Raw genomic sequence first — 24,937 nt, 5'->3', positions numbered from 1 at the left:
CGGCGCCGCACCGTTTACGGTCGGCGCCGGACGTGCAGGACAACCAGGGAAAGCACCATCAGGGGAGGACCAGCATCATGGGCGTCACGCTCGCCAAGGGAGGCAACGTCTCCCTCTCCAAAGCCGCACCGAACCTCACCAACGTCCTGATCGGGCTCGGCTGGGACGCGCGCTCCACCACCGGCGCCCCCTTCGACCTCGACGCCAGCGCCCTGCTGTGCGACGGGAGCAACCGGGTGCTGGGGGACGAGTGGTTCGTGTTCTACAACCAGCTCACCAGCCCCGACGGCTCGGTCGAGCACACCGGTGACAACCTCACCGGTGAGGGCGAGGGCGACGACGAATCGATTCTGATCGACCTGACCAGGGTCTCGCCCCAGTGCGAGAAGGTCATCTTCCCCGTCTCGATCCACCTGGCGGACGAGCGCGGCCAGACCTTCGGGCAGGTGTCCAACGCGTTCATCCGCGTGGTCAACCAGGCCGACGGGCAGGAACTGGCCCGCTACGACCTCAGCGAGGACGCCAGCACCGAGACCGCGATGATCTTCGGCGAGCTCTACCGCTACCAGGGCGAATGGAAGTTCAGGGCCGTGGGACAGGGGTACGCCTCGGGTCTGCGCGGCATCGCTCTAGACTTCGGAGTCAACGTTTCGTAAAGCTGAGTGCAGCGCGGGGGAAACCCCCTCCCCGACTTCGTCCGGGAGGTGCCCCCACAACACGATGGGGTAGCCACTGTGCTTCTGAAAACCTTCGGCTGGTCGTTCGCGATTACCGCGCTCGGCCTGGTCGCGGCGGCGTTCTACGGGGGGTGGACCGCCTTCGGGATCGTGGCGATCCTCGCCGTCCTGGAGATCTCGCTGTCGTTCGACAACGCGGTGGTCAACGCCGGGATCCTGAAGAAGATGAACGCCTTCTGGCAGAAGATCTTCCTCACGGTCGGCGTGCTCATCGCCGTCTTCGGCATGCGGCTGGTCTTCCCCGTCGTCATCGTCGCCATCAGCGCCAAGATGGGCCCGGTCGAGGCCGTCGACCTGGCCCTGAACAACAAGGACCGCTACCAGCAGCTCGTCACCGACGCGCACCCCTCGATCGCCGCGTTCGGCGGGATGTTCCTGCTGATGATCTTCCTCGACTTCATCTTCGAGGACCGGGACATCCAGTGGCTGCGCTGGATCGAGCGGCCCCTGGCCAAGCTCGGCAAGGTCGACATGCTGTCGGTCTGCATCGCCCTGGTCGTCCTGCTGATCACCTCCTTCACCTTCGCCACCCACGCCCACCAGCACGGCGGCGCCCACGCCGACAAGGCACAGACCGTCCTGATCGCCGGCATCGCCGGCCTGATCACCTACATGGTCGTCGGCGGCCTCTCCGGCTACTTCGAGGACAAGCTGGAGGAAGAGGAGGAGCGCGAGCACGAGGAGGAGGAAGAGGCCGCCCGCACGGGCAAGAAGAAGCCCGCCGTCGTGCTGGCCGGCCAGGCCGCCTTCTTCATGTTCCTCTACCTGGAGGTCCTGGACGCGTCGTTCTCCTTCGACGGCGTGATCGGCGCCTTCGCCATCACCAACGACATCGTGCTGATGGCGCTCGGCCTCGGCATCGGCGCGATGTACGTCCGCTCGCTCACCGTGTACCTGGTCCGCCAGGGCACCCTGGACGACTACGTCTACCTGGAGCACGGCGCCCACTACGCGATCGGCGCCCTGGCCGTGATCCTCATGGTCACCATCCAGTACGAGATCAACGAGGTCATCACCGGCCTCGTCGGCGTCGTCCTGATCGCCTGGTCGTTCTGGTCCTCCGTCCGCCGCAACCGCGCCCTCGCGGAGTCCGGCGACGGCGCGGGCGAGAAGGCCGAGGTCTCCTCCGGCGTCTGACAGGTCCCCTCCGGCGGCCGACCGGACGGACCACGACCCCTGGACGCCCCCTACGGGCATGATCAGGGACGTGACGGGGTGTGGCGCCCCGTCCGGTGAGGAACGCTCTGTTCGGGGCGGCCGACACGGTCGGCCGCCCCGACGGCGTTCACAGACCACCATCCGGGGGCGGGCATGGGATTCTTCGACGGGCTGCGGGGCGGACGGGCCGCCGACTTCGACTCGGGCAGCGCGGCGACCAACGCGATCGAGCTGACCCGACGGCACCAGCAGGTGTCCCTCACCAAACAGGACGCGGCCACCGGCCACCTGCGCATCAACCTGGCCTGGCGGATGCGGACCTCCGACTTCGACCAGAACCAGCGCACCAGCCTCTTCCGGCACCCCTTCAAGGCCCTGCGGCCCCCCGAGGTGCTCGGCCACGGCCAGAGCATGGTCAACGTCGACCTCGACCTCGGCTGCCTGTACGAGCTGATGGACGGCACCAAGGGCGTCGTCCAGCCCCTCGGCGGCTACCTCGGCGACGTCAACGCACCGCCGTACATCAAGCTCAGCGGCGACGACCGGTTCGGATCGGCGTCCGGCGAGACCATGTACATCAACCTGGACCACCGCGAGGCGATCAAGCGGCTGCTGGTCTTCGTGTACATCTACGACCAGACCCCCGCCTTCGACCGCACCCACGCGATCGTGACGCTCTACCCCAGCAACGGCCCCCGCATCGAGATAGGCCTCGACGAGCGGCACCCCCAGGCCCGCTCGTGCGCCGTCGTGATGATCGAGAACGTCAAGGACGAACTGCTCGTCCGCCGCGAGGTCAAGTTCGTCTACGGCTTCCAGGGCGAACTCGACCGGCTCTACGGCTGGGGCCTGACCTGGGGACGCGGCTACAAGACCAAGGTGGAGCGGTGACCCCCGGGCCGAGTCCGCCCTAGCGGCCGATGAACTGCGGCCCCTGCGGGGGCAGCCGGAAGTCCGGGTCCAGCGGAGCCGTCAGGGCCGGCTGCGGCGCCTGCGGATAGCCGTAGGCGGGCCGGCTCTCCGGCTGCGGATAGCCGTACGACGGCTGCGGGGCCGGCCGCGCCGACGTCGGCTGCGGATAGCCGTACGCGGGCTGCGGCGGCACCGACGTCGGCTGCTCCGGCGGCAGCGGCTGCGAGGTGGTCTCCGGCGGGGCCTGCCCCCGGTCCTCCTCCGCCTCCGACTCGTCCACCGAGATACCGAAGTCCGTCGCGAGACCCTTCAGACCGTTCGAATAGCCCTCACCCAGCGCACGGAACTTCCAGCCCTCCCCGCGCCGGTACAGCTCACCGCAGATCAGCGCCGTCTCCGCACCGGTCTCCGGCTTGATCTCGAAGTGCGCCAGCGGCTCGCCGTCGGCCACGGAGGCGTCGTAGAGCACGATGCACAGGGCCGGCACCCGGTCGAAGGTCATCCCGTCCGCCGACGCCACCAGCAGGATCCGGCCGACCCCCGGCTCCACCCCCGTCAGCTCCGACTGGATCGTGTCGGTGAGCCCCTCGGTGACCCGCTTCTTGCCCAGCCGCCACACCGCGCCGGACGGATGCCGGGGCTGGTTGTAGAAGACGAAGTCCTCGTCGGAGCGCACACGGCCGTCGGAGCCCAGCAGCAGCGCCGAGGCGTCCACGTCCGGAACACCCTGCCCGGGCGCCCAGCGCAGCACGGCGCGCACCGTGGTGGCCTCCAGCGGGACGTTCGACCCCTTCAGCATCGTGTGCGTCATGCCGTCATCCTGCCCTCTCGGTCCTGGCCACGACAATGCGGGGGGTGGTGACGCCGACACGGGCGAGTTACCGGAAATTCATGCCCGAAGGGAACCCCCGACATCCATCCCTACGTACTATTACCGGCCACCCTTTACCGAATCCACAGGCTCGGCTCGCGCCCTGAGGAGTCCTATGCGTCATTTCGGGCACATCGCCCCCGCGGAGCGACAGCGCCTGTTCCACCAGGAACCCTGCGCGTTCACCGCCGACTCCCCGGCCAGGCTGCTCTCCGCCGCCCTCGGCGCCACGCTGTACAGCCCCGCGACCCGGCCCCGGCTCGCCGACGACATCACCAAGCAGGCCGCGAGCGGCGTCGTCTCGATGGTGCTGTGCCTGGAGGACTCCATCGGCGACGCCGACGTCGTCGCCGGCGAGGAGAACCTCGTCCGCCAGTTCGCCGACCTCGACGCCCGCCCCGGCACCGAGCCGCCCCTGCTGTTCATCCGGGTCCGCACCCCCGAACAGATACCCGACCTCGTCCAGCGCCTCGGCGCCTCCGTACGGCTGCTCTCCGGGTTCGTCCTGCCCAAGTTCACCGAGGAACGCGGCCTGCCCTTCCTTGAGGCCCTCGGCCGCGCCGAGGCCCACAGCGGCCGCCGCCTCTTCGCCATGCCCGTCCTGGAGTCCCCCGAGCTCCTCTACCGCGAGTCCCGCGTCGACACCCTGGAGGGCATCGCCCGCGCCGTCGACAAGTTCCGCGACCGGGTGCTCGCGCTGCGCCTGGGCGTCACCGACTTCTGCTCCTCCTACGGCCTGCGCCGGGCCCCCGACATGACCGCCTACGACGTCCAGGTCGTCGCCTCCGTGATCGCCGACGTCGTCAACATGCTCGGCCGGGCCGACGGCACCGGATTCACCGTGACCGGACCGGTCTGGGAGTACTTCCGCGTCCCCGAGCGCATGTTCAAGCCACAGTTGCGGCAGAGCCCCTTCCTCGAGGTGCAGGCCGTCGAACTGCGCGAGAAGCTCATCGAACACGCCATGGACGGACTGCTGCGGGAGATCTCCCTCGACCAGGCCAACGGCCTCCTCGGCAAGACCTGCATCCACCCCTCCCACGTCCTGCCCGTGCACGCGCTGTCCGTGGTCAGCCACGAGGAGTTCAGCGACGCCCAGGACATCCTCCGGCCGGAACGCGGCGGCGGGGGTGTACTCCGGTCGGCCTACACGAACAAGATGAACGAAGTGAAACCCCACCGCGCCTGGGCCGAACGGACCCTGCTGCGCGCCGAGGTCTTCGGCGTGGCCAACGAGGACATCGGCTTCGTCGAACTGCTCACCGCCGGAATACCCGGCTGACACCGCCGGACGCACCGGCCGACCCTCCGCACCCCAAGGAACGCATGAACAACGCAGTGAACGACGGAGTCTGGTCCGGCACCTGGGTCGCCGAGCGACTCGGCGTCGGCCTCGACGGCGACGACGGCCTGCGGGCCCTGCTGGGGCTCGCGCTGCGCCGCAACCCCAAGCGGGCCCACCTGCTCGTCTCCCACGTGCTCGGCAAGCACGTACCCCAGTCGCCCTCCGTCGTCTACGACCACGGACTCCGCCTCGGCCGCCGCGTCCGCGCCCTCCTCGGCGACACCGAGGCCGCCGCCGCGGTCGTCCTCGGCTACGCGGAGACCGCCACCGGCCTCGGCCACTGCGTCGCCGACGGCCTCGGCCTCGCCCCCTACCTGCACTCCACCCGCCGCCCCGTACCCGGCCTCACCCCCGCCGGCGGCTTCGAGGAGTCCCACTCCCACGCCACCTCCCACCTGCTGCTCCCCGAGGACACCGCCCTGCTCACCGGCGACGGCCCGCTCGTCCTCGTCGACGACGAGTTCTCCACCGGCAACACCGTCCTCAACACCATCCGCGACCTGCACGCACGCCACCCGCGCCGCCACTACGTGGTCGTCGCCCTCGTCGACATGCGCTCCGCCGAGGACAGCGCCCGGCTCGACCGCTTCGCCGACGACATCGGCGCCCGCGTCGACCTCGTCGCCGCCGCCTCCGGCACCGTACGACTGCCCCAGGACGTCCTGAGCAAGGGACAGGAGCTCGTCGCCCGCCACACCCCCGCCGGCCCCGAAGACACCGCCCCCGCGGCCGCGCACCGGCCCCCGCACGACACCCGGACCACCCGGATCGACCTGCACTGGCCCCCCGCCCTCCCCGACGGCGGCCGGCACGGCTTCACCCCCGCCCACCGCGCCCGCCTGGAGACCGCGCTGCCCGCCATGGCCGCCCGCGTCGCCGAGGCCCTGCCCGCCACCGCCCGCCGCGTCCTCGTGCTCGGCTTCGAGGAACTGATGTACGCCCCGCTGCGCATCGCCCGCGAACTCGAACGCACCCACCCCGCCGAGATCCGCTACTCCACCACCACCCGCTCACCCGTCCTCGCCGTCGACGACCCCGGCTACGCCATCCGCACCCGCCTGGCCTTCCCCGCCCACGACGACCCCGCCGACGGCCCCGGCGAGCGCTACGCCTACAACGTCGCCGGCGCCGGCTTCGACGCCGTCGTCGCCGTCGTCGACTCCGCCGCCGACACCCCCGCCCTGCACGCCCCCGACGGCCTGCTGGCCCGCCTCGCCGCCCACACCCCGCACGTCCTGCTCGCCGTCGTACCCGCCTACACCCCCCAGCCCCTCACCCTCCCCGAAAGCGCGCCCATGCTGCCCGAGCCCCTCCGCGGCCCCACCTTCTCCTCCTACCCGCCCGAGGACGTCGGCTGGCTGCTGCAGGACCTCTCGGACGTCACCCTGGAAGCGCCGACCGAGGAACGCGAGGAGGCCATCCAGAGCGGCGGCGCCCACTACGCCGAGTCACTGCCCGTCGAGTACCAGCCCAGCGACCAGTACCAGCGGCTCTTCCACACCGCCCTGGACACGTCCGCCGCCCGCATCGCCCAGGCCGTCGGCGTCGTCACCGAGACCGTCCTCGCCGAGCGTTCCCCCCGCCCCGTCCTGGTGTCCCTGGCCCGCGCCGGCACCCCCGTCGGCGTCCTCATGCGCCGCTGGGCACACCACCGGCACGGCCTCGACCTGCCCCACTACGCCGTCTCCATCGTCCGCGGCCGCGGCATCGACGCCAACGCACTGCGCTGGCTCGCCGCCCACCACGACCCCCGGGACGTCGTCTTCATCGACGGCTGGACCGGCAAGGGCGCCATCACCCGCGAACTCGCCCAGGCGGTCGAGGACTTCGAGCGCAAGGAAGGCATCACCGGCTTCGACCCGGAGATCGCCGTCCTCGCCGACCCCGGCTCCTGCGTCCGCACCTACGGCACCCGCGAGGACTTCCTCATCCCCTCCGCCTGCCTCAACTCCACCGTCTCCGGGCTCATATCCCGCACCGTCCTGCGCGCCGACCTCGTCGGCCCCGACGACTTCCACGGCGCGAAGTACTACCGCGAACTCACCGGCGCCGACGTCTCCGTGACCTTCCTCGACGCCGTGTGCGCCCACTTCCCCGACGTCACCGACACCGTCGACGACGCCGTGAAGGAGCTCATGGCCACCGACCGCACCCCCACCTGGGCCGGCTGGCAGGCCGTCGAACGCATCAGCGAGGAGTACGGCATCCACGACGTCAACCTCGTCAAGCCCGGCGTCGGCGAGACCACCCGCGTCCTGCTGCGCCGCGTCCCCTGGAAGATCCTCGCCAAGGCCGGCGCCGGACCCGACCTCGACCACGTACGCCTGCTCGCCGCACAGCGCGGCGTCCCCGTCGAGGAGGTCGGCGACCTGCCCTACACCTGCGTCGGGCTCATCCACCCGCGCTACACCCGCGGCGCCACCGGCGCCGACGGCAAGGCGGTGAACCTCTGATGCCGGTACTCGTCGCCAGCGACCTCGACCGCACCCTGATCTACTCCTCGGCCGCCCTCGCGCTGACCATGCCCGACGCCCGGGCACCCCGGCTGCTCTGCGTCGAGGTCCACGAGAGCAGGCCCCTGTCCTACCTGACCGAGACCGCGGCCCAGCTCCTCACCGACCTCGGCGACACCGCCGTCTTCGTCCCCACCACCACCCGCACCCGCAAGCAGTACCAGCGCATCAACCTGCCCGGCCCGCAGCCCGCCTACGCCATCTGCGCCAACGGCGGCCACCTCCTCGTCGACGGCGACACCGACCACGACTGGCACACCGCCGTACTGGCCCGCCTCGCCGACGAGTGCGCACCCCTCGACGAGATCCGCGACCACCTCATGCGCACCGCCGACCCCGTCTGGGTCCGCAAGCACCGCGTCGCCGAGGACCTCTTCGCCTACCTCGTCGTCGAACGCGAGCTGCTGCCCGAGGACTGGGTCAAGGAACTGGCCGTCTGGGCGGAACCCCGCGGCTGGACCGTCTCCCTCCAGGGCCGCAAGATCTACGCCGTGCCCGCACCGCTCACCAAGAGCGCCGCCGTCCGCGAGGTCGCCCGCCGCACCGGCGCCGAACTCACCCTCGCGGCCGGCGACTCCCTGCTCGACGCCGACCTGCTGCTCGCCGCCGACCGCGGCTGGCGCCCCGGACACGGCGAACTGGCCGACAACGACTGGCACGCCCCGCACATCAACGCGCTCCCCGAGCGCGGAGTACTCGCCGGGGAGCGCATCGTCCGGGAGTTCCTGCGGGCCGCCCGGCACCAGACCTGACCTGACCCGGCCCGCGCCGGGCCGGAATCAGCCGCAGCAGCCACCACCGCAGCAGCCCCCGCCGCCCCCGCCCGCCCGGGGCGCCGGGGCAGGCGCGGCCGACGAGCCACCGCCCACGGCCACCGTCGACAGCAGCTTCACCGTGTCGTCGTGGCCCGCGGGGCAGGCGGCGGGAGCGGAGGACTCCGCCATGGGACGGCTGAGTTCGAACGTGTCGCCGCAGGTCCGGCAGCGGTACTCGTAGCGAGGCATGCGCACAGGTTAACCGGCCCCGCGCCCACACCCCAGGGCACGAGGCCGGTCACCCGCTCACTCACTCCGGCCGGCCGACCCCGTCCCGTCCGCTCCGGCCCAGCTCGCCGGGCATCGGCGCCGTCACCGGCGGCACACCCGTCCGGTGCTCGTTCCCCGGCGGTTCGGTGCCCGGGTCGGGGTGCCGGGCCCGCCAGTACGGGTTGTCGTACGGCAGCACCGACCCGACCCGGCCGTACATGCCGAACGTCATCAGCAACAGCCCCACCACGAAGCTGAACAGCACGTTCTGGATCCGGAACGCCAGGAAGTCGTTCGGGGTGTCCAGCAGACCCAGGAACAGGAAGCCGTTCAGCAGGAACAGCACACCCAGGACCATGTTCAGCGTCGACGCGAAGTTGCCGCCGATCACCATGCCGACCAGCAGCAGCGCACCGATGCAGATCGACAGCACACTCAGCGTGCCGTTGGTGTTCAGGCCGGCGACCGAATTCCCGCCGGTGTCGAAGAAGCCGATGTGGTCGATCAGGCCCAGGATGCCGAAGGCGACCAGGAAACCACCGATCAGACCGGCACCGATCCGGTACACCAGGTTCAGCCGGTGATCGACGGGCAGATGCTCGTCGAACCGGATCCGCCGGCGCTGGCGTGCGTGTACGTGTGTGGCCATATCCGCCTCCCTCGGGCGTTGAGCGGAGGCCATCCGTCCTCTTTCAATATCCGCCCGCCCCGCCCCACCCGGCAACACGCGCCGCTCAGTGCCCGCCCCCGCGCTCCTCCCGGATCTGCCCCACCACCCGGGCCACCGCCTGCCGCACCGCCTCCGTCTCGGTCAGGAAGTGCCAGTAGTCCGGATGGCGGCCCTGCAGCCCACCGACCGCCCGCTCCAGCCGCCCCACCGCGTCGTCCAGCGGCCGCGCGTGCCGCGGATCCGGCGTCGACCGGCCCGTCATCGCCAGCCGCTGCGCGTCCCGGATCGCGAACCGCGTCCGTTCGATCTCCTGCTGCGGATCCTTCTGCACCGCGTTCAGCCGGGCCAGCCGGTCACCCGCGGCCGACACCGCCTCGTCCGTCGTGTTCAGCAGCGCCCGCACCGTCGACAGCAGCGACGTGGCGTCCGGCCAGCGCTGCGCGTCCCGCGCCGCCTGCGCCTCGCGCAGCTTCAGCTCCGCCTGCCGCACGTTCTCCGCGGCCTGCGCCGGCACCTGCTGCAGATCCTGCCAGCACGCGGCGGCGAACCTGCGCCGCAGCTCGCTCAGCACCGGATCGACCTGCCCCGCCCGGGTCGTCAGCGCCTGCGCCCGCGTCCGCAGACTCACCAGCCGGTGATCCACCTCGGCCGCCTTCTCCGGCAGCCGCTCCGCCTCCGCCAGGATCGCCGCGGCCTCCCGCTGCACCCGCTCGGCCCGCTCCAGCGTCTGCGCCGCCCCGTGCTGACCGGCACCCTGGTTCAGCCGGGTCAGCTCCGGCGACAGCGCCGCCAGCCGCGCCGCCAGGTCGTCGGCGCCAAGACCCCGCTGCCGCACCGTGTCCAGCGCGTTGCTCGCGCCCAGCAGCGCCTGCCGCGCCCGCTCCACGGCCGGGGCGAGCCGGGCGAGCTGGGTCTCGGCCTTGCCCAGCAGCGGCTCCAGCGAAGCGCCGAACCGGTCCAGCTCCTGCTTGACCCGCACCAGTTCGTCCCTGGCCGCGGTCAGCTCCGTACGCGCCCGGGCCGCCACCGCGGCCTCCAGGTCGTCCCGGTCCAGGTCATGGGCGTCCACGGCCTGGATGTACCGCTGACTGACCTCGTCGATCCGCGCGCCCAGCGCGTCGAAGTCGGCCACCGCCCGCCGCGCGGCGGGGGAGTCGTCGACGGCCGTGATCGTCTCCACCGAGATCCGCAGATCCCGCTGGGCGGTGTCCAGTTCGTAGAACGCGGCGGCCGCGGCGTCCTTCGCCGCCTGCGCCTCGGCCCGCTGCCCCTCCGCCCGCCCGCCGAACCAGCGCCGCGTACCACCCCCGGCGAACGCGCCCGGCAGCGCGAGCACGGCCAGCGCCGGCAGCGCCATCAGCGCCAGGGCGTCCCGCAGAGCCGAGGACCCGCCCCGGGCCCTGGAGGCCGACGGCGGGTACGACCGCGTCGATGGCGTGCCCGGTGTCCCCGTCACATCCCTCTCCCGTGCTGTGATCCGCCGTGGCTGGTGTCATTCTCCCACCCGGGATGGACGAAGACACGGGGCGGTCGGTTCGGTGGAGGGAGTGCTGACTCCGCGGCCCACGGGCTTTTCCGTTTGTCGTGCACCGCCGTCGGCCATGTAGGCTGTCGACTCAACCTGGGCGATGTCCCGGGGAGGAACGGGTGCGTAGCTCAGGGGTAGAGCGCCTGCCTTACAAGCAGGATGTCGGCGGTTCGAAACCGTCCGCGCCCACGTTCAGGGAGCCCCCGGCCGGGTCGGTCGGGGGCTTTCCCGTTTCAGGCGGTGGGGCCGGTGGGCTCCGGGGGCGTTTCCTCGTGGGCGTGCTTCAGCCTCGTGCGGGCCTCGACGCGGTCCGCCGTGGCGACCTCGGCCCAGAAGCGGTGGCCGCTGACGAACACCGCCAGCTCGTGCTCCCGTCGGCGCAGCTTCTCCACCTCGGCCTGCTCGTCCGCCGTCCAGCCCGGGGACGCGGGCCGCTCCACCTTCCGCCAGCCGTTGTCGTCGCTGAAGCCGTCCGCCGGCTCGACCGACCAGGGCAGCCGCTTGAGCAGCGCCGACAGCTCGGCCCGGACCTGATGCAGCTCCTCCTGGCCGGCGCGGAGGTCACTGGGGAAGTCATAGGTCTTAGCCACGCGGCAATGGTACGCCTGTTCGATTTTGGGTGGCGAGTTCGGAGGTGAGGTTCACGCGAACGGGCGTTCAGGGGCCGGGGGCTGACATGAGGCCCTCGTCGCGGGTGCGGGGCCGGCCCGGTGGCCGTCGGGTCACCGGGCCGGCGGGGTGCTCAGTGGCCGGCCGCGCGCAGTTCCTGAACCAGGCGCGCCGTCACCGGCACCGGTACGCCGTGACGGTCCGCCGCGCGCAGCAACGCGCCGCCGATGGCGTCGAGTTCGAGCGGGCGTCCGGCCTCGGCGTCACGTTGCATCGAGGACTTCGTCGATGCGGGGAAGGCGTCGAAGCGGGACAGGGACCGGGCCGGGTCCGCGGGGGCTCCGCAGGCGCGGCTCACCGCGGCGGTCTCGGCGACCAGGGACTCCAGCTCCTCGCGGTGCGCCGTGCGCGCCTCGCCGACGGGGATGCCGTAGCGGGTGGTGAGCAGCGCGAAGGGGGCGAGGAAGGCCAGCTTCGCCCACAGGGCCGCCGTCTCGTCGGCCAGGACGCGGGTGGTCACCCCCGCGTCGGCGAGCACCTCGGCCAGGGAGTCCAGCCGGGGGCGGGGTACGCCGTCGCCGGCCAGGTCGATCTCCGCGAAGGGGCTGCCGTGTTCGATCACGCCGGGTGCTGTGCGGGTCGACTCCACGCGGATGACGCCGGGGGCGACGCGGTCGGCGCGGTAGCGGGCGCGCAGGGTCGCGGGGTGTTCGACGCCGTTGAGCAGCGGGACGACCAGGGCGTCCCCGAGGCGGTCGGGTGCCAGGCGGGCGAGGGCGGTGTCCAGGGCGGTGTGCTTGACGGCGACCAGGCAGGCGTCCACCGGTTCGCGCAGTTCGGTGTCGGCCTCCACGGGAGCGGTGAAGTCGCCGAACAGGCGGCTGCGGACCCGGATCCCGTCGGTGCGCAGGGTGTCGGCCGTGGCTTCCCGGGCGAGGCAGACCACGCGGTGCCCGGAGCGGGACAGGAGGGCGGCGAGGAGGCCGCCGATGCCGCCGGGGCCGAGGACGGCCACGGTGCGTTGTGTCGTCACGAGGGTGTTCCTCTCGTCGGTCGGCCCCGGGGTTCGGTGGCCGCCTTCGGCGTGATCCTTCCAGGGCGGGGCGATCCGCGTGAGACTGGGGGCATGTGCCGGAGTATCAAGACGTTGCGCCCGCCCGTACTGCCCGAAGAGGCCACCGAGGACGAGATCCGCGCCGCCGCGCTGCAGTACGTGCGGAAGGTCTCGGGCTTCCGAGCCCCGGCCGCCCACAACCGCGAGGTGTTCGACCGGGCGGTGGAGGCCGTGGCGCAGGCCACGGCGGACCTGCTGGGGGGTCTGGAGGTGCGGGGGCGGTCCGTGCGGGAGGCGGGTTAGGGCCCGGTCCGCGCGGGGTCCGGGTGGCGCCGGGGGCGTCCGGTGAGGGCCGTGGGGCGGCGGTGGGGTGTGTGTCCAGAGCTCGAATCGGTCAGGTTTTCGGGCATAGGGGCGCCGGCGCGGGGTGCCTCACGTGCGGCTCGGGTCGCGGCGGCACCGCGAGCGGAGGCGTAACCATGGCCAAATGTTGAACTTGCAAGCTTTGATTAGGTTCCCCTAACCTGGGTCCTCCATTCGGTACCGCCGCCCCCACGACCGGCCCGTCCCCGGCCGGCCCGACCGCACCGAAGAGGAGACCCCTCGTCATGTCCGCACGTCTCGATTCCGCTCAGCCCTACGTCCTCGGGCTCTTCCGCGTCGTCCTCGGCCTGCTCTTCGCCGTGCACGGCGCCGCCTCGCTCTTCGGTGTCCTCGGCGGCGCCATGGGCACCGGCGGGTCCATCCCCTCCGGCACCTGGCCCGGCTGGTACGCCGCCGTGATCCAGTTGGTCGCCGGCGGCCTCGTCCTGCTCGGCCTGGGCACCCGCGGTGCCGCCCTGATCGCCTCGGGCTCGATGGCGTACGCCTACTTCGACGTGCACCAGCGCGTCGCGCTGTGGCCCATCCAGAACGGCGGCGAGATGTCGGTGCTGTTCTGCTGGGCGTTCCTGCTGCTCGTCTTCACCGGCTCGGGCGCCTTCGGGCTCGACCGGCTGCTGAGCCGGCGCACGGCGGCGACACGCCGGCCGGCCGCCGAGCAGACCCCGATAGCGGCCTGACCGGCCCGCGCCACGGCGCCCCTCCCCGTCCGACGGGGAGGGGCGCCGTGGCCATGAGAGCCCTGGTCGGGAGAGCGGTCGTGGTGGCCGCTCGGCGGCCCGCGCGGTCCCGGCGGTGAAAGCTCCGCTTCGATCGCATGTGCCCCCGTCGGCCCCTCTGTCACACCTGCCGCGTACGCTGTATGGCTGTTGTCGGGGGAGCTACGGGGGAGTCGGAGTGCTGGAGAGCCTGGGGTCACTGGCCGCCGGCCCATGGATCTACGCCATGGTGGGCCTGTCGGTGCTCCTCGACGTGTTCGTGCCCGTGCTGCCGAGCGGAGTGCTCGTCATCACCGCGGCCACGGCGGCCGCCGCCGGGTCCAGCGCGGCGGGTCATGTCCCGCACGACGTGCCGGACATCCTCGTCCTGACCCTCTCCGCCGCGACCGCCTCGGTGCTGGGCGATCTGGTCGCCTACCGGCTGGCCTGGCGGGGCGGTGAGCGTCTGGACCGCGCGATAGCCCGGTCCCGCCGGCTGACCGCCGCGCAGGAACGCCTCGGTGAGGCCCTGGCCCGGGGCGGCGGCGCCCTCGTGGTGCTGGCCCGCTTCGCCCCCGCCGGCCGTTCGGTGGTCTCCTTCTGCGCCGGCGCAGCGCACCGCCGCGCCCGCGACTTCCTGCCCTGGTCGGCGCTGGCCGGCCTGTCCTGGGCGGGCTACAGCGTCGCGCTCGGCTACTTCGGCGGCCGCTGGCTGGGTGCCACCTGGCTGGCCGCTGGGGTGTCGGTGGTGGCGTTGTGCGCGGCGGGGGCCGCGGCCGGGTTCCTGGTGCGGCGCAGGCCCGCACAGCCGTAGCCGTAGCCGCAGCCCGCGCCTGCGTAGTCGGGTACTTCGCGCCCTGCGCAGCCGCCGTAGCCCGTGACCTGAGCGGTCGTACCCCGCGACCTGAGCGGTCGTACCCCGCGACCTGGGCGGCCGTGCCCCGTGATCTGGGCGGCCGTGCCCCGTGACGGTGCCGCCCTCCGCGACCGGGCGTACGCGGCGGTCGGGAGGGCGGGCGGCCGTAGCGGTGACGTCCGGCGGTGCCGGGGTCAGCAGCTCGCCAGGTAGTTCGTCAGCGCGGTCTTCTCCGCGGAGTCGACCGAGAGGTCGTAGTAGTACTTCACCTGCACCCAGGCGCGGACGTAGGTGCAGCGGTAGGCGGTGCGCGACGGCATCCAGGTGGCCGGGTCCTGGTCGCCCTTGGCCTGGTTCACGTTGTCCGTGACGGCGAGGAGCTGGGGCCGGGTGACGTCGTTGGCGAAGGCCTGACGCTGGGCGGTGGTCCACTTGCTCGCACCGGAGTCCCAGGCCTCGGCGAGCGGGACGAGGTGGTCGATGTCCACGTCGGAGGCGGCGGTCCAGGTGGCGCCGTCGTACGGCGAGTACCAGCTGCCGCTGGTGGCGGTGCAGGCGGAGTCGGTGACGACGTTCGTGCCGTCCCGCTTGAGGATCCACTCGCGGGTGTTGCAGGTGCCGGAGATGGTGATCCAGGTCGGGAAGAGGCTGCGGCTGTAGCCGGTGCGGTTCTCGGTGGCCACGGTCAGCTGGGAGAGGTAGCCGCGGGCGGTGGCGGCGCTCACCGGGGTGGGGAGGGCGGCGGAGGCGCTCGGGGAGTTGAACAGGGCGACGGAGGCTATCAGGCCCGTGAGGGCCGAGAGTATGCTCAGCCGTCGACGCGCGTAGAACCTGGACATGCGAACTCCCTTGCGGGGTGGGGGTTTCGGGCGCGAGCGAGGGAATGCTCGCGGTGCCGTGTTGCCGGGGGATGAGCGCTCGGGGTGAATCTAGTGACGCGTTCATGACACGACAAGGTTCACTGCGGAACTTTCACGTCCCGTACCATGGGGAGCGCAGAAGGGGAGTAGCTCTTCGCCGGACCGTCGACATACTGCTCAGCCAGCCTGAGCCGGCGCCCGGAGGCGGATCCCGTAGGGGCCGCCAGCGAGACCTTCGGCAAGCAGTGCACGCGCGTGCCCCTCGGCACGGGCGCAGAGTGTGCTGCCATGCCGAGGTGTCGCCTGTGATGTTCAGCGCTCTCGGCGGGGCAGCCCGACCGATTGAGGGACCTTGATCAGCATCACCGTGACGGCGCTCGTCTTCGGCGTCATCTTCCTCGCCGAACTGCCGGACAAGACCGCGCTCGCCGGTCTCGTGCTCGGCACCCGCTACCGGGCCTCGTACGTCTTCGCGGGCGTCGCCGCCGCCTTCCTGCTGCACGTCGTGCTCGCCGTCGCGGCCGGCAGCGTGCTGACCCTGCTGCCCCAGCAGATCGTGCACGCCCTCACGGGCGTCCTGTTCCTCGCCGGCGCGGCCGTGCTGCTGCTGAAGAAGGGGGAGGAAGAGGAGGAGGTCCGCAAGCCCGCCGACCAGTCCTTCTGGAAGGTGGCCGGCACCGGCTTCATGCTCATCCTGGTCGCCGAGTTCGGCGACCTGACGCAGATCATGACGGCCAACCTCGCGGCCCGCTACGACGACCCGATCTCCGTCGGCCTGGGCGCCGTCCTCGGTCTGTGGGCGGTGGCCGGGCTCGGCATCGTCGGCGGAAAGGCCCTGATGAAGCGGGTTCCGCTGCGCCTGATCACACAGATCGCGGCGCTGCTGATGCTGGCGCTCGGCGTGTGGAGTCTGTACGAGGCGGTCGCCGGCTGAGCGAACGGCGGGTGAACGCTCGCCCGGGGCGGTGGCGCGATCCCGCCCTTATTTTGTACCGTAGAGAAACAAAGTGGCCCCCGCCCGTTTTCCCTGACCGGCGGGCGGGGCCGCCTTGTCCCGTCATTCCTCCCTGGAGCTGCCGATGCCGGCCACCGTCCTCACCGCCCGCGCCCTCCTGCTCGACATGGACGGCACCCTCGTCAACTCGGACGCCGTGGTCGAACGCATCTGGCGGCGCTGGGCCGAGCGGCACGGCCTGGACGGCGACGAGGTGATGAAGGTCGTGCACGGCCGGCAGGGCCACGCCTCGATGGCGGTGCTGCTGCCCGACCGGCCGGTGCGGCAGAACCTCGCCGACAACGCCCGCATGCTCGCGGAGGAGACCGCCGACCTGGACGGCGTGATCGAGGTGCCCGGCGCGGCCGCGTTCCTCGCCTCCCTGCACGGCCTGCCGCACGCCCTGGTGACCTCGGCCGACGTCGCCCTGTCCACCGCCCGGATGGCCGCCGCCGGCCTGCCGCTGCCCGAGGTCCGCGTCACGGCGGAGTCGGTCGGCGCGAGCAAGCCGGACCCGGAGGGCTTCCTCAAGGGCGCCGCCGAACTCGGCGTCGCCCCCGCGGACTGCGTCGTCTTCGAGGACTCCGGCGCGGGTGTCGCGGCGGGGAAGGCCGCCGGGATGCGCGTCGTGGGCGTCGGACCACGGGCCGGTGCCCACGGCCCCGACGTGGTCGTCCCCGACCTCACCCACGTGCGGGTCGAGGCCGCCGCGGACGGGGCGATACGGCTGCACCTGGGCGCCCACGAGGGCTGAGCCGCTCCGCTGTGTGTTCCGGCGGTCCTGGGCCGGGTCCCTGTGCTCTCGCCTCCCCCCGACGCCCGGCACGCACTCCCGCCGCACCGGGGCCGGGCCCCGAGTGCGGCCGGTACGAGGGACTCCGCCCGCGGGTCGGGACCGAGCGGCCGACGCCGCGGGGCTCGCCCTCCGGGCGGACGACGGGGCGTCGCCGTCACGCCCCGGGGCCGGGCGGCAGCCGGGGCCTCACGGCTCGGACGTCTCCGCCTCCAGGCTCGCCCTGGTGGCCGGGCCGTAGACGCCGAGGTCGTCGGAGACGATGCCGCGGGCCAACTGGTAGTTGCGCACGGCGTCCTGCACGGGGCGGGTGAAGACGCCGGTCACCTGGTCGCCGTACAGGTTGAGCTGCTTCAGGCGGAGCTGCAGTTCGGTGACCTCGGGGCCCTCGTCGCCCAGGCGCAGCACCGGGGGCCGGCCGGTCGGCGCGGCCTTCGGACTGCCGGCCGACGGGCTCGGCGAAGCCGGGTGGGACGCGCCGCGCGAGACCGTCGGTGACGGGGAGGGCGAGGAGAGGGTGGGCGACGGGGTCGGCCGGGCCGGCGGGGTCGTGCGCGCCGGGCCCGTGTGGCGCGGAGCGGGCGACGCGGGTGCCGACGAGGTGGCCGTGGCCGTCACCTCGGGCACGCTCTGCCGCACCTCCTGGGCCACCCGGTTACGCGACGGCGCGTGGTAGGAGAGCAGCCCGCTCGCGACTCCGGCCGCGACCGCGACCACGACCCCGGCCGCGGCGGCCGACACCAGGAGGGGCCGCCGCGAAGGACGCCTCGCCTGTCCGGCGGGAACCTCACCACTCTCCGGGCCCGCCCCGTCCGGCGGTTGCCGGCCCGGCAGCAGGGGAGCGACACCACCCGGCTCACCGGTCCCACCGGCCGGGCCCGGCCGCGGCTCGGCGGCATCGGCGACCGTCGCCCCCGGCCGGCCCACCGCTGCCTCGTCCTCCGGTGCCCCCGTGACCTCGACGTACGGGCGGATGCGCAGGGGGTCGAAGTCCTCCGCCGCCGCTGCCTCGGCCGTGCGGGCGTCGCGCAGGGCGTCCGCGGCGCGGCGGGTGCAGTCGCAGGACGGGGTGTTGTCCGGTCCCCTCGGCGCACCGCACTCGGGGCAGGTGAGGCCCGTCGGTTCCGTCACGCGTCGTCCCCTCCCCTCGGAAAGTCCCGAGTTTATGCAGAGGTCCTCCACATCCACCCCGGCGGAACACGCGGCGAACCGGCCAGACAGGGAACTCAACAGGCCATGTACGGCCACACCGCCCACGATGGGAGGTGTGCACCCGAGCCCCGGGAGGTCCTCATGGCCCTGGACACGCACGGTACGGCGAAGGACGCGCACGCCGAGGAGCACGTCGCCGGCAATGTGCTCGTCTCGATCGGCGCCCTGCTGCTCGGGTTGCTGCTCGCCGCGCTCGACCAGACCATCGTGTCGACCGCGCTGCCCACCATCGTCAGCGACCTGGGCGGCCTGGAGCACCTGTCCTGGGTGGTGACCGCCTACCTGCTCGCCTCGACCGCCGCGACCCCGCTGTGGGGCAAGCTCGGCGACCAGTACGGCCGCAAGAGGCTGTTCCAGACCGCGATCGTCATCTTCCTGATCGGGTCCGCGCTGTGCGGCATGGCTCAGGACATGCCGCAGCTGATCGGCTTCCGGGCGCTGCAGGGCCTGGGCGGCGGCGGGCTGATGGTGCTGTCGATGGCGATCGTCGGGGACATCGTGCCGCCCCGCGAACGCGGCCGCTACCAGGGGCTGTTCGGCGCCGTGTTCGGCGCGACCAGCGTGCTCGGGCCGCTGCTGGGCGGTCTGTTCACCGAACACCTCAGCTGGCGCTGGGTGTTCTACGTCAACGTGCCCGTCGGGATCATCGCGCTGGGCGTGATCGCCACCGCGCTGCGCATCCCGCGCAAGAGCGCCCGCCACGTCATCGACTACCTCGGCACCTTCCTGATCGCCGCGGTCGCCACCTGCCTGGTGCTGGTCGCCTCGCTCGGCGGCACGACCTGGCGCTGGAGCTCGCCGCAGATCATCGGGCTCATCGTGCTGGGTGTCGTCCTCGCCGTCGCCTTCGTCGGGGTGGAGAGCCGGGCCGCCGAACCCGTCCTGCCGCTCAAGCTGTTCCGCATCCGCACCTTCACCCTGTCCGCCGTCATCAGCTTCATCGTCGGCTTCGCCATGTTCGGCGCGATGACGTACCTGCCGACCTTCCTCCAGGTGGTCCACGGCGTCTCGCCGACCGTGTCCGGGATCTACATGCTGCCGATGGTGTTCGGCCTGCTGCTCTCCTCCACCGTCTCCGGGCAGATCGTCAGCCGCACCGGCCGCTGGAAGGCCTTCCCGATCGCGGGCACCGCCGTCACCGCGATCGGCCTGCTCCTGCTGCACCGGCTCGACGAGAACAGCTCGACCGCCGAGATGAGCGTCTACTTCTTCGTCTTCGGCCTGGGCCTCGGCCTGGTCATGCAGGTGCTCGTACTGATCGTGCAGAACGCGGTGTCGTACGAGGACCTCGGCGTCGCCACCTCGGGCGCGACCTTCTTCCGCTCCATCGGCGCGTCCTTCGGCGTCGCCATCTTCGGCACCGTCTTCGCCGCCCGCCTCGCCGACAAGCTCGCCGACGCCTTCCGCGGCGTGCGGCTGCCGCCCGGCGTCTCGGCCGACGCGCTCAAGGCCGACCCGCGCGGCATCGCCGCCCTGCCCGCCTCGCTGCGCACACCGGCCCTGCACGCCTTCGCGTCCGCGATCACCGACGTGTTCCTCTACGCCGCTCCGGTCGCGCTCCTCGGCTTCGTGCTGGCCTGGTTCCTGAAGGAGGACCGGCTGCGCGGCTCGGTCACCGCGCCGGACCTGTCCGAGACCATCCCGCCCAACCCGGTCGAGCGCTCCTCGAACGACGAGGTCGGCCGCGCCCTGTCGGTGCTGGGCACCCGCGAGGGCCGCCGGGAGGTCTACCGGAAGATCACCGAGCGGGCCGGGAGCGACCTGCTGCCCGCCGCCGGCTGGATGCTGCTGCGCATCCGCAGATTCGGCTCGGTGGAGCCGGGGATGCTCGCCGAACGCACCGACGTCCCCCTGGAGGTCGTCCTCGCCGCGGAACGCCAGCTGGAGGAGCGGCGCCTGGTCGCCCGCCAGGGACTGGACCTGACGCTCACCGACTCCGGCCGCCTGATCGCCGAACGGCTCGCCCGGGCACGCGAGGATTCCCTGGCCGAACTGCTCGGCGACTGGTGGCGGCCGGGCTGTTCCGAGGACCTGTCCCGGCTGGTGCGGGACCTGTCGGGCGAGCTGTGCGGCTCGGAGCGCGAGCGGCCGCACACCGTCACGGCGCGGGACGCCCGCTGACGGCCCCGGTGCCCGGCAGCTCCTTGCGGAACCAGTGCTCGGCGTACGGGTCGTCGTTGTGCGGCCCGGTCTCCGTGTAGCCGAGCCGCGCGTACAGGGCGCGGGCCTCCACCAGGTCGCCGCGGGTGTCGAGGACCATCCGCCGCGCCCCCAGGGAGCGGGCCGCCTCCTCGGCGGCGGCCACCAGGAGCGGGGCCCCGCCCCGGCCGCGCATCCCCTCGGGCACGAACACCCGGGTGAGTTCGGCGGTCTCGGCGTCGAGCAGCCGGACGCCCGCCGATCCGGCCGGCTCGCCGTCGTACCGGGCGATCAGCAACTCGCCCTTCGGCGCCGCGAGTTCGGCACCGGTCGTGGCGGCGATCGCGCGCTCCAGCTCGGCCGGGTCGGTGCGGTGCCCCTCGTGCAGCAGGTACCAGCGGTCGCTGACCTCCGTGTAGTACGCCCGCCACAGCGCGAGGGCGGCCGGCGAGTCGTACGGCTCCGGGGCGACGGTCCATGTCATGCCGGTCATTCTCGGTCGCCGGGGCGCACCCTCCGCAACGGGTTAAAAGGCCCGGGTGGCCTGGGGGCGGTGGCCGCCGTGCCGTCCGGCGGAGCGGCGGCCGTTTGCGGGGGGTGTTCCGGGTCACACGAGAGGAGAACCGGCCAGCGGGGCCGGTCCGATCCGGAAGGCAACCATGTCCACAGGCATGATCATCGCTGTCATCGTGATCGTGGCGGTCGTGGTCCTCGGCGCCGCCCTCCTGACCCTGCGTGCCCGCGGCCGACACGGCGGGCCGGACCTCAAGAGGCGCTTCGGGCCCGAGTACGAGCGTACGGTCGCCCGGCACGACGGGGACACCCAAGCCGCCGAACGTGAGCTGGCGGAGCGCGTCGAACGCCACGGCGGGCTGCGGGAACGCCCGCTGGAGCCCGCCGAGCGCGAGCGGTACGCGGACCGCTGGACCGCCGTGCAGGAGCGGTTCGTGGACGCGCCGCGGGAGGCGGTGGCGGAGGCCGACCGGCTGCTCGCCGAGGTCGCCGGCGTCCGCGGCTACCCGGACGGCGGACGTTACGAGGAGCAGCTCGCCGCGCTGTCCGTGCACCACGCCGACCACGTCGACGGCTACCGCCGGGTGCACCGCGTCGCCCGGGACGGTGCGGTCACCGGGGCGGACGGCTCCGGCGCGGGGACCGAGGAGCTGCGGACGGCCCTGGTGGACGCCCGTGCCCTCTTCGACGACCTGATCGACACCGGCGGGACGGCCGGCCGTGACCGTACCCACGCCCACGCGGGCGCCGCTTCCGGCGGCACCGACGGGACCCGCCCCCACGCGTGGTCCTTCAGCAAGAGCCACCCGAAGGAGAGCTGATCCATGGCCCAGGACAGGGAGACCGGGCCGGGCCGCGAGCGGTACCCGGCCGGGGAGGACGTCTCCGGTGCGACACGGCGACCTGACGACGAGCGACGGCCCGGTGAGCGGCTTCCCGGCGAGCCGGTGACGCCCGAGCGGCTGTCGCCCGGACCGGTGGCGGCCGACCGGCGGCCCGACGAGCCGATACCGGGCCCGGGCGGCCCGGCCGCGGGCGAGGCCCCGCGCGCCGCACGCCGCCGGGACGACGGCTACGGCCAGGAGGGCCCGGCGCCGGACGAACGGTACGGCGGCCACGACGAGTACGACCGCCAGGCCGTCTACGACCGCAGCGCCCGCGAGGCCCGAGCGGGTACGACGGCGGCCGAGTGGGAAGGCCGTGCGGGCACGACGCCGGACGACCGCTACGACGGGTCGGCCGCCGACGACGTGACCGGCGCGGCCGGTTCCGCCACCGGCGCCCGGGACGCGCGCGGCGAGACGCGGGCGTGGGCGCGGGGCGAGGGCGACGGTACCCCGGGCACCACCGGGGGCACCCCCGGCACCACCGGAGGCACCCTCGGCACCACCGGACACACCTCCGGCACCATCGGACACACCCCGGCCACCGCCGGAGCCGGCCGGGAGGACATCGCCTCGGGCGGCCCGATGCCCGACGACGGACTCGGCGCGCCCTCGACCGGTGAGCTGAGCGGCCGTGAGGCGACGACGACGAACGGCCGGGGCACGGACTCCTGGCCGGCCGCACCCGCCGGGGCCCGTGACGAGGACCGGGAGACCGGCGGGAGCACCCCGCTGCTGCCGCACGAGGAGACGGAGCACTGGGAATCGGAGCTGCGCCGTACGGCCGCGGGCTTCGTGGACGAGCCCAGGGCCGCCGTGGAGGAGGCCGACCGGGAGCTGGAGGAGATCGCCGCGCGCTTCGGCGAGGCCGTGACGCGCCGCCGCCGCGCCCTGCGCATGTCCTGGCAGGACGAGGAGGGCGGGCGGGCCCGCGAGGCCGACACCGAGCAGCTCAGGCTGGCCCTGCGGGACTACCGGGAGCTGGCCGGACGCCTGCTGCACCTGTGAACGCCCTACGGTCGACCCGTACCTGAACACCACCGGACGCCCGGGCCCGCCGCCGCAGCGGCGGGCCCGGGCGCACGTTCTCTAGGCGTCCGTGACCCGCGCGTCCTTCGCCGCCGCCCGCAGCCTGCGCCACTCCTGTACGACCTCGTCGACGTCGTACGGCTTCTTGCCCAGCGGCGGTCCCGGCGGCGGTTTGAACATCATGTCGCGGATCTTCACGTTGACCTCGGTGATGATCTGCCGGACGGCCCGCTCCGAGGGGGCCGCGTAGGCCGCCGCGAGGGCGTCCTCGGCCTCCTTGCGCAGGGCCAGCGCGGGCGGCAGCACCGCGAGCCCCTCGCGGGCCATCTTCCGCTTGACCCACCACAGTTCGTCGTACGTGGAGTACAGATCCGCGGGCAGCGGCTCGCCCACGCCCGGCAGCCCCTCGAACTCGCCCCGGCCCTGTGCGTCGCGGATCTGCTTGTCGACCCACGACTCGAACGGGACACCGGGTGGCTTTCGCTCGGTCATGAGCCCATTGTGCCGGACGCGGCCCGGCCGGGCGTTTTATCATGCGGCGGCGGAGCCGCGGACCGGCCACCGCACGATGCCGGCGACGGCGGCGTCGCGACAGGGACGTCTGGTGGCGTCGCAGCTTCTTCAGGGGGAATCGCACGTGCTCGAACTGACCATGGCCACCGTCTCCGGGGCCGACGCGGGCGCCACGGCCGGCATGACGATGGCCGACGCGCCCAGCGAGCCGGGCGCCGTGCTGCGGGTGGGCCGGGACGCGGCCGTGTGCCGGCTCGTCACCCCCGAGGACTGGCTGTTCGTCTCCCGGGTCCACCTCGAGTTCCAGTGCGGCCCCGACGGCGTCTGGCAGTTGTCCTGGCTGCGCGGCTCGCAGGCCGAGCCGTCCGCCGAAGTCCGGCTGATCGTCGGGGAGTACGCGCAGACCGTTGCCTACGGCGGGGCGGTGCAGCTGCCCCGCGGCGGCTCCGGCGAGGTCGTCGTACAGGACCGCACCGGACCGCGCAGCGTCAACGTGGGCTTCTACCACGAGGCGTGAGCCCGGACGGGCTCAGCCCAGCACCCGGGCCAGCGCGAAGCCGTCGTACCCCTTGCTGCCCACCGTCTGGACCGCGGTGCCGGTGAGCCGGGGGTGGGAGGCGATCAGGTCGATGGCGGCGCGGGTGCCGACGATGTCGGGGGCCGAGCTCTCGGCGTCGGTGACCCCGCCGCCGCGCACCACGTTGTCCAGCACGATGAGGCTGCCCGCGCGGGAGAGCCGCAGCGCCCACTCCACGTAGTGCCGGTTGTTCGCCTTGTCGGCGTCGATGAAGACCAGATCGAAGGGGGCGGGGTTCTCGTCGGCGAGCTTGGGCAGCGACTCCAGCGCAGGCCCGACCCGCACCTCCACGATCCGCTCCAGGCCCGCGCGGGCGATGTTGCGGGTCGCCACGTCCGCGTGCTTGGCGTTGTACTCCAGGGAGATCAGCCGGCCGTCGGCGGGCAGGGCGCGGCCCAGCCAGATCGTGCTGTAGCCGCCGAGGGTGCCGATCTCCAGGATGTTCCGCGCGCCCTGGATCTGCGCGAGCAGTTGCAGGAACTTGCCCTGGGGCGCCGTGACGGCGATGTGCGGCAGCCCGGCGGCCTCGCTGTCGCGCAGGGCCGCTTGCAGCGCCTCGTCGTCCGGTGCCAGATGGCTGCTGAAGTAGAAGTCGACGTCGTCCCAGAGCTGCGAACCGCTCATGCGCCTGCTGCCTTTCCCGAGTGTCCGTCCGTCCACATGAATGGTCTCAGCCGAGCGGCGCGGACGGGGTGACCGGCGGAGGAGCGGCACAGTCGGCGGGGTCGGCAGCGGCCGCCGGGAGCGTCCCACGAGGGCGCGGCCGGCGGACCGGTGTCCCCACGTCCGGCTCGCTCGACGGGCCGTCCGCACCTCCGCGCCCGGGCTGGCAGGCCCCGGACGAGCCTGCTCGGGCGCGGCCCCTCGGATCGTGGGACTCGGTGCCGTCCGAGGGGCGCCGGAGAACCGGCCGAGGCAGGGCGCGGTGCTCGGCGCCGCCGGGCCGGGGTGTCGGGAAAGCCCCGGAGGAGCTCGCTTGGGCGTGGCGGCCCAGGTGTGGGGGCGGCCGTGCGGCTCTGGGGTCGCGGGTGCGCGGGTGCTGCCGGGCCGCGGGGGTGCCGGGGGC

The 24,937-nt window shown here is 73.0% G+C and carries 26 protein-coding genes and 1 tRNA gene; 16 read left to right on the top strand and 11 right to left on the bottom strand.

Going from position 1 to position 24,937, the window contains the following annotated elements; translation table 11 throughout:
- Nucleotides 1-77 precede the first annotated feature (77 nt).
- From B446_RS12335 to B446_RS12325, 3 genes are all read left to right on the top strand, one after another.
- Nucleotides 78-656 (top strand): TerD family protein, encoded by a 579-nt coding sequence (locus B446_RS12335; protein ID WP_020939772.1) that lies wholly within the window; start codon nt 78-80, stop codon nt 654-656.
- 78 nt (nt 657-734) lie between these two features.
- The gene (locus B446_RS12330) at nt 735-1,874 is read left to right on the top strand and encodes a DUF475 domain-containing protein (RefSeq protein ID WP_020939771.1); all 1,140 of its coding nucleotides are present in this window, start codon (nt 735-737) and stop codon (nt 1,872-1,874) included.
- 174 nt (nt 1,875-2,048) lie between these two features.
- A complete protein-coding gene (locus B446_RS12325; protein WP_020939770.1) occupies nt 2,049-2,786 on the top strand; it encodes a TerD family protein in 738 nt (245 codons plus the stop codon).
- A 19-nt stretch (nt 2,787-2,805) separates the two neighbouring features.
- On the opposite strand, the gene B446_RS12320 is transcribed toward B446_RS12325, so the two are convergent.
- Entirely contained in the window at nt 2,806-3,618 is an 813-nt protein-coding gene (locus B446_RS12320; RefSeq protein ID WP_020939769.1) for a TerD family protein, read from the bottom strand.
- Nucleotides 3,619-3,793: 175 nt separating this feature from the next.
- Between B446_RS12320 and B446_RS12315 the strand changes: the two genes are divergently transcribed.
- The 3 genes from B446_RS12315 to B446_RS12305 are packed head-to-tail and all read left to right on the top strand — an operon-like array spanning nt 3,794 to nt 8,288.
- A complete protein-coding gene (locus tag B446_RS12315) occupies nt 3,794-4,960 on the top strand; it encodes an HpcH/HpaI aldolase/citrate lyase family protein (protein WP_020939768.1) in 1,167 nt (388 codons plus the stop codon).
- Between the two features lie 44 nt (nt 4,961-5,004).
- Nucleotides 5,005-7,476: a phosphoribosyltransferase gene (locus B446_RS12310; protein WP_020939767.1), complete on the top strand. Its 2,472-nt coding sequence runs from the start codon at nt 5,005-5,007 to the stop codon at nt 7,474-7,476.
- Nucleotides 7,476-8,288, top strand: a complete 813-nt coding sequence (locus B446_RS12305; protein ID WP_020939766.1) for a hypothetical protein — start codon at nt 7,476-7,478, stop codon at nt 8,286-8,288. The genes B446_RS12310 and B446_RS12305 overlap by 1 nt, the downstream gene beginning before the upstream one ends.
- A gap of 27 nt (nt 8,289-8,315) precedes the next feature.
- Here B446_RS12305 and B446_RS37005 read toward each other — a convergent pair whose 3' ends face one another.
- From B446_RS37005 to B446_RS12290, 3 genes are all read right to left on the bottom strand, one after another.
- Nucleotides 8,316-8,540 (bottom strand): FmdB family zinc ribbon protein, encoded by a 225-nt coding sequence (locus tag B446_RS37005; RefSeq protein WP_043475422.1) that lies wholly within the window; start codon nt 8,538-8,540, stop codon nt 8,316-8,318.
- Between the two features lie 61 nt (nt 8,541-8,601).
- Nucleotides 8,602-9,210, bottom strand: a complete 609-nt coding sequence (locus B446_RS12295) for a DUF4383 domain-containing protein (RefSeq protein ID WP_020939764.1) — start codon at nt 9,208-9,210, stop codon at nt 8,602-8,604.
- 85 nt (nt 9,211-9,295) lie between these two features.
- Nucleotides 9,296-10,687, bottom strand: a complete 1,392-nt coding sequence (locus tag B446_RS12290; RefSeq protein ID WP_043475419.1) for a hypothetical protein — start codon at nt 10,685-10,687, stop codon at nt 9,296-9,298.
- Nucleotides 10,688-10,876: 189 nt separating this feature from the next.
- Between B446_RS12290 and B446_RS12285 the strand changes: the two genes are divergently transcribed.
- Nucleotides 10,877-10,948: transfer RNA gene (locus B446_RS12285), tRNA-Val, on the top strand.
- 44 nt (nt 10,949-10,992) lie between these two features.
- On the opposite strand, the gene B446_RS12280 is transcribed toward B446_RS12285, so the two are convergent.
- The gene (locus B446_RS12280) at nt 10,993-11,349 is read right to left on the bottom strand and encodes a hypothetical protein (protein ID WP_020939762.1); all 357 of its coding nucleotides are present in this window, start codon (nt 11,347-11,349) and stop codon (nt 10,993-10,995) included.
- A gap of 152 nt (nt 11,350-11,501) precedes the next feature.
- Nucleotides 11,502-12,401: a ketopantoate reductase family protein gene (locus B446_RS12275; protein WP_020939761.1), complete on the bottom strand. Its 900-nt coding sequence runs from the start codon at nt 12,399-12,401 to the stop codon at nt 11,502-11,504.
- 93 nt (nt 12,402-12,494) lie between these two features.
- Between B446_RS12275 and B446_RS12270 the strand changes: the two genes are divergently transcribed.
- The 3 genes from B446_RS12270 to B446_RS12260 all read left to right on the top strand — a co-directional run bounded on the left by B446_RS12270 (nt 12,495) and on the right by B446_RS12260 (nt 14,315).
- The gene (locus B446_RS12270; protein ID WP_043475415.1) at nt 12,495-12,725 is read left to right on the top strand and encodes a DUF2277 domain-containing protein; all 231 of its coding nucleotides are present in this window, start codon (nt 12,495-12,497) and stop codon (nt 12,723-12,725) included.
- A gap of 305 nt (nt 12,726-13,030) precedes the next feature.
- Nucleotides 13,031-13,483, top strand: coding sequence for a DoxX family protein (locus tag B446_RS12265; RefSeq protein WP_020939759.1), 453 nt, complete (start codon nt 13,031-13,033; stop codon nt 13,481-13,483).
- 217 nt (nt 13,484-13,700) lie between these two features.
- On the top strand, nt 13,701-14,315 hold the full coding sequence (locus tag B446_RS12260) for a DedA family protein (RefSeq protein WP_020939758.1): 615 nt from the start codon (nt 13,701-13,703) through the stop codon (nt 14,313-14,315).
- A gap of 236 nt (nt 14,316-14,551) precedes the next feature.
- Here the strand turns inward: B446_RS12260 and B446_RS12255 are convergent, their stop codons facing one another.
- Nucleotides 14,552-15,196: an HNH endonuclease family protein gene (locus B446_RS12255; protein WP_020939757.1), complete on the bottom strand. Its 645-nt coding sequence runs from the start codon at nt 15,194-15,196 to the stop codon at nt 14,552-14,554.
- Between the two features lie 373 nt (nt 15,197-15,569).
- Between B446_RS12255 and B446_RS12250 the strand changes: the two genes are divergently transcribed.
- Together B446_RS12250 and B446_RS12245 are read left to right on the top strand one after the other, a co-directional pair.
- Nucleotides 15,570-16,151, top strand: a complete 582-nt coding sequence (locus B446_RS12250; RefSeq protein WP_020939756.1) for a TMEM165/GDT1 family protein — start codon at nt 15,570-15,572, stop codon at nt 16,149-16,151.
- Between the two features lie 145 nt (nt 16,152-16,296).
- Entirely contained in the window at nt 16,297-16,965 is a 669-nt protein-coding gene (locus tag B446_RS12245; RefSeq protein ID WP_020939755.1) for an HAD-IA family hydrolase, read from the top strand.
- A gap of 228 nt (nt 16,966-17,193) precedes the next feature.
- Here B446_RS12245 and B446_RS12240 read toward each other — a convergent pair whose 3' ends face one another.
- Entirely contained in the window at nt 17,194-18,135 is a 942-nt protein-coding gene (locus B446_RS12240) for a peptidoglycan-binding domain-containing protein (RefSeq protein ID WP_020939754.1), read from the bottom strand.
- A 162-nt stretch (nt 18,136-18,297) separates the two neighbouring features.
- On the opposite strand from B446_RS12240, the gene B446_RS12235 reads away from it, so the two are divergent.
- Nucleotides 18,298-20,337: an MDR family MFS transporter gene (locus tag B446_RS12235; protein ID WP_020939753.1), complete on the top strand. Its 2,040-nt coding sequence runs from the start codon at nt 18,298-18,300 to the stop codon at nt 20,335-20,337.
- On the opposite strand, the gene B446_RS12230 is transcribed toward B446_RS12235, so the two are convergent.
- Complete coding sequence (locus B446_RS12230; protein ID WP_193384453.1) at nt 20,315-20,839, bottom strand: GNAT family N-acetyltransferase; 525 nt, start codon at nt 20,837-20,839, stop codon at nt 20,315-20,317. The genes B446_RS12235 and B446_RS12230 overlap by 23 nt on opposite strands.
- A gap of 175 nt (nt 20,840-21,014) precedes the next feature.
- On the opposite strand from B446_RS12230, the gene B446_RS12225 reads away from it, so the two are divergent.
- Both B446_RS12225 and B446_RS40220 read left to right on the top strand, forming a co-directional pair.
- Nucleotides 21,015-21,689, top strand: coding sequence for a hypothetical protein (locus B446_RS12225; protein ID WP_043475412.1), 675 nt, complete (start codon nt 21,015-21,017; stop codon nt 21,687-21,689).
- Between the two features lie 3 nt (nt 21,690-21,692).
- On the top strand, nt 21,693-22,760 hold the full coding sequence (locus tag B446_RS40220; RefSeq protein ID WP_020939750.1) for a hypothetical protein: 1,068 nt from the start codon (nt 21,693-21,695) through the stop codon (nt 22,758-22,760).
- An 81-nt stretch (nt 22,761-22,841) separates the two neighbouring features.
- Here B446_RS40220 and B446_RS12210 read toward each other — a convergent pair whose 3' ends face one another.
- Nucleotides 22,842-23,273, bottom strand: a complete 432-nt coding sequence (locus B446_RS12210) for a DUF1992 domain-containing protein (RefSeq protein WP_020939749.1) — start codon at nt 23,271-23,273, stop codon at nt 22,842-22,844.
- A gap of 145 nt (nt 23,274-23,418) precedes the next feature.
- Here B446_RS12210 and B446_RS12205 point away from each other — a divergent pair, with 145 nt between their 5' ends.
- The gene (locus B446_RS12205; RefSeq protein WP_020939748.1) at nt 23,419-23,811 is read left to right on the top strand and encodes an FHA domain-containing protein; all 393 of its coding nucleotides are present in this window, start codon (nt 23,419-23,421) and stop codon (nt 23,809-23,811) included.
- A gap of 12 nt (nt 23,812-23,823) precedes the next feature.
- On the opposite strand, the gene B446_RS12200 is transcribed toward B446_RS12205, so the two are convergent.
- Nucleotides 23,824-24,495: an O-methyltransferase gene (locus tag B446_RS12200; protein WP_020939747.1), complete on the bottom strand. Its 672-nt coding sequence runs from the start codon at nt 24,493-24,495 to the stop codon at nt 23,824-23,826.
- Nucleotides 24,496-24,937 lie beyond the last annotated feature (442 nt).

Origin of the sequence: Streptomyces collinus Tu 365, from assembly GCF_000444875.1 — a bacterium.
In the GTDB taxonomy this organism is placed as follows: Bacteria; Actinomycetota; Actinomycetes; order Streptomycetales; family Streptomycetaceae; genus Streptomyces; species Streptomyces collinus_A.
Note: the sequence above shows the minus strand (reverse complement) of the source record. Positions and strands in the feature narration are given on the sequence as shown.

What these genes read in the sequence shown, in the direction of transcription:
- B446_RS12335 (WP_020939772.1), top strand. Translation starts at nt 78, where the DNA reads ATGGGCGTCACGCTCGCCAAGGGAGGCAACGTCTCCCTCTCCAAAGCC.
- B446_RS12325 (WP_020939770.1), top strand. Translation starts at nt 2,049, where the DNA reads ATGGGATTCTTCGACGGGCTGCGGGGCGGACGGGCCGCCGACTTCGAC.
- B446_RS12320 (WP_020939769.1), bottom strand. Translation starts at nt 3,618, where the DNA reads ATGACGCACACGATGCTGAAGGGGTCGAACGTCCCGCTGGAGGCCACC.
- B446_RS12315 (WP_020939768.1), top strand. Translation starts at nt 3,794, where the DNA reads ATGCGTCATTTCGGGCACATCGCCCCCGCGGAGCGACAGCGCCTGTTC.
- B446_RS12310 (WP_020939767.1), top strand. Translation starts at nt 5,005, where the DNA reads ATGAACAACGCAGTGAACGACGGAGTCTGGTCCGGCACCTGGGTCGCC.
- B446_RS12305 (WP_020939766.1), top strand. Translation starts at nt 7,476, where the DNA reads ATGCCGGTACTCGTCGCCAGCGACCTCGACCGCACCCTGATCTACTCC.
- B446_RS37005 (WP_043475422.1), bottom strand. Translation starts at nt 8,540, where the DNA reads ATGCCTCGCTACGAGTACCGCTGCCGGACCTGCGGCGACACGTTCGAA.
- B446_RS12295 (WP_020939764.1), bottom strand. Translation starts at nt 9,210, where the DNA reads ATGGCCACACACGTACACGCACGCCAGCGCCGGCGGATCCGGTTCGAC.
- B446_RS12270 (WP_043475415.1), top strand. Translation starts at nt 12,495, where the DNA reads ATGTGCCGGAGTATCAAGACGTTGCGCCCGCCCGTACTGCCCGAAGAG.
- B446_RS12265 (WP_020939759.1), top strand. Translation starts at nt 13,031, where the DNA reads ATGTCCGCACGTCTCGATTCCGCTCAGCCCTACGTCCTCGGGCTCTTC.
- B446_RS12255 (WP_020939757.1), bottom strand. Translation starts at nt 15,196, where the DNA reads ATGTCCAGGTTCTACGCGCGTCGACGGCTGAGCATACTCTCGGCCCTC.
- B446_RS12245 (WP_020939755.1), top strand. Translation starts at nt 16,297, where the DNA reads ATGCCGGCCACCGTCCTCACCGCCCGCGCCCTCCTGCTCGACATGGAC.
- B446_RS12235 (WP_020939753.1), top strand. Translation starts at nt 18,298, where the DNA reads ATGGCCCTGGACACGCACGGTACGGCGAAGGACGCGCACGCCGAGGAG.
- B446_RS12230 (WP_193384453.1), bottom strand. Translation starts at nt 20,839, where the DNA reads ATGACATGGACCGTCGCCCCGGAGCCGTACGACTCGCCGGCCGCCCTC.
- B446_RS12225 (WP_043475412.1), top strand. Translation starts at nt 21,015, where the DNA reads ATGTCCACAGGCATGATCATCGCTGTCATCGTGATCGTGGCGGTCGTG.
- B446_RS40220 (WP_020939750.1), top strand. Translation starts at nt 21,693, where the DNA reads ATGGCCCAGGACAGGGAGACCGGGCCGGGCCGCGAGCGGTACCCGGCC.
- B446_RS12210 (WP_020939749.1), bottom strand. Translation starts at nt 23,273, where the DNA reads ATGACCGAGCGAAAGCCACCCGGTGTCCCGTTCGAGTCGTGGGTCGAC.
- B446_RS12200 (WP_020939747.1), bottom strand. Translation starts at nt 24,495, where the DNA reads ATGAGCGGTTCGCAGCTCTGGGACGACGTCGACTTCTACTTCAGCAGC.